This is a genomic window from Prevotella sp. oral taxon 317 str. F0108 (assembly GCF_000162415.1).
GTDB lineage: Bacteria > Bacteroidota > Bacteroidia > Bacteroidales > Bacteroidaceae > Prevotella > Prevotella conceptionensis.
Genome location: NZ_GG740072.1, coordinates 766,676 through 769,038, shown reverse-complemented (window position 1 = coordinate 769,038; position 2,363 = coordinate 766,676). Strand labels below are relative to the sequence as shown.

The 2,363-nt window shown below is 38.3% G+C and carries 1 protein-coding gene and 1 pseudogene; one reads left to right on the top strand and one right to left on the bottom strand.

Going from position 1 to position 2,363, the window contains the following annotated elements; genetic code table 11:
• Nucleotides 1–1,392 precede the first annotated feature (1,392 nt).
• Nucleotides 1,393–1,761, bottom strand: a complete 369-nt coding sequence (locus tag HMPREF0670_RS02775) for a hypothetical protein (protein ID WP_044077637.1) — start codon at nucleotides 1,759–1,761, stop codon at nucleotides 1,393–1,395.
• Nucleotides 1,762–1,952: 191 nt separating this feature from the next.
• Between HMPREF0670_RS02775 and HMPREF0670_RS02770 the strand changes: the two are divergent.
• Nucleotides 1,953–2,363: pseudogene (locus tag HMPREF0670_RS02770) on the top strand (IS1380 family transposase); the annotation flags it as partial.

Genomic DNA, 2,363 nt, shown 5'->3' with positions numbered 1-2,363 from the left:
TCCCTTAATTCCGCAGCATAAATTCTTGTGAGAACTCCAAGTGTCTGAGAAACAAAGTTCTCAAAACACTTAGATATGTCAGAAATTTCACCTATCTTGGTGCTGCTAACATAACAAGTAAGCAAAAATTTGACATGAAGTTGTCTTGACTTTTAAGGGTTCTATAAATTGGGTGGAGTTTATTTTCTTTGTGTGGTAAAACCAAGATAAACATTCTGCTCATGTACAAAGTACTGGACGAGGATACGATAAAACCTGAAATATTGCTCCAAATTGTCTGTGGCAAAACGTGGTTATGTTTCAGAAGGCGACTTGGCGGAAGTTGTTCCATGCGTTCTCTACAAGTTGAAAGCCTGGCTGTCAATGGCAGATTACTTCCGCTTTTCCATGATGTCGTCTTGGTTGGTCGTGAGCAACATCCCCCACAACCGCTCGCGCTGGCCGTTGCAAGCCTACATGTTTTCTGTGTCATTGCCCACTCGCGCGTGTTTACGGCATATTTTTTTGTATAGTTTTTAGTGGTAAATTTAACATTGTGAGTGCCTTTTTATCCACCAATCGCTCACTTGGCTGCAAAAAATCGATTCTCGCGAAGGTTTGTTTTGATGCAAAAAGGGGTTAGCATGTGAATGCAGTGAAATGAATATTTATTTAAAGAAGTCGCCATTTGCACCAACTTTTGGGCTATTTATAGCAAAATATAGTGCAATATGCCGCTAAACGCAGTGCATTTTGGTGCTAAACGCAGTGCGTTTTGGTGCAAAACGCAAGGTGAAATGGTGCAAAACGCAGTGCAAAATGCAGCTAAACGCAAGGCAAAAAGCATAAATATCCACTGCAATTGTATAAAAAAACTTTAAGAACCATGAAATACATGGCTAGAAAGGGTAAAATGGTCGTTAAAAAGTGGGGTTTTGGGGTTTAAAAGTTGCTTTTGGGGCTGCAAAAATCATGGGTTGGCAACCAAACTAGAAAGGCAAAATGGTGCAAAATGCAGGTAGTTTTCTTAAAATTGAACATGTTGTAAGGCGTGAAAGGCTAGAAATAGGGGCGATTTACCTATATTTTGGCCTATGTTTTCGCTAGAACGGAGCGAAAATTAGAGTGATGTTGTAAAATAAAAGATAATGATTTAAGATTTGAGTTGATGAGTTTGTGAGTTTTCCAGTTTGTAAGTTGATATGTTCGGGAATTGTTAGTCTTTCGAGAGTTTATAAGTCGGTGTTTTGATTTGTCCTGCACTTCGTGTATGAGAAAGGTGTTTATCTTGTGTTGGCATCACAGGGAGAACAAACGCCTCTTAATATATAGAAACATTAAAAGTCAAGACGACTTCACCTCATATTTATGATGATGTTCAAGAGGTAAGAGGAAATAAAAGTTAAGGATGCCTTAAAATACAAAGGAAATATAGAACCTCTTTTTTAAGGAAATCGCTACTTTTTGTATCTCTGTGATTTTATCATACGCAAATTCTATTGATCTGGATAAATAATAATCATCAGTTTCTCCTATAACCCTATCACATGACCAATTTAGATATATATACTTATACCCCCAATCATATAAGATATAATCTATATCTCCTGATTTAGAAATTGTCAAGACATCGGCTCCTATAATAGGTGTTGAATTATATTTTGCTAAACCAATAAAGTCTAACGCATCTTTTTCGTTAAGGACAAATGTTGTATCACCAACATTATGGGAGGGTAAATGGATTCTCCTTTGTTCTAAAAATTTCAATAACTCTTCTTTCACTTTTTTGTTGCTGCCTTAAAAAATCTGTGATTAATCTCTCCGGTAGGTGTTTTTATATACCTTAATTCCGTAGCATAAAATCTTTTGAGAAATCCAAGTGCCTGAGAAACAAAGTTCTCAAAACACTTGGATATGTCAGAGATTTCACCTATCTTGGTGCTGCAAACATAACAAGTAAGCAAAAATCTGACATGGCAAAGGTAGCAATTAAAAACGAGAATATCACTTCCTTCGGTGGAATTTATCACATTATGGACGTTTTCTCAAAGTTGGGCTTTGAAAAACTTACCGAATCTGTATTGGGCAAACGTGGAAGTAGCGGCAAAGCATTCAGCCATGGAAGCATCCTGGGCTCTCTCTTCTTCAGCTACCTTTGTGGTGGAGAATGCCTTGAGGACATCAATGCGCTTATTGGGCAGTTCAAGCAGAGACCTGACACGCTATTACCCGGTGCCGACACTGTGGGGCGCGGACTAAAGGAGCTTGCCGAAAAGAATATTGTCTATAAGAGCGAGACCTCCGACAAGTCGTATAGTTTCAACACGGCACAGAAGTTGAATACCTTACTTTTACGGATGATACGGAGGATGGGGCTTATAAAA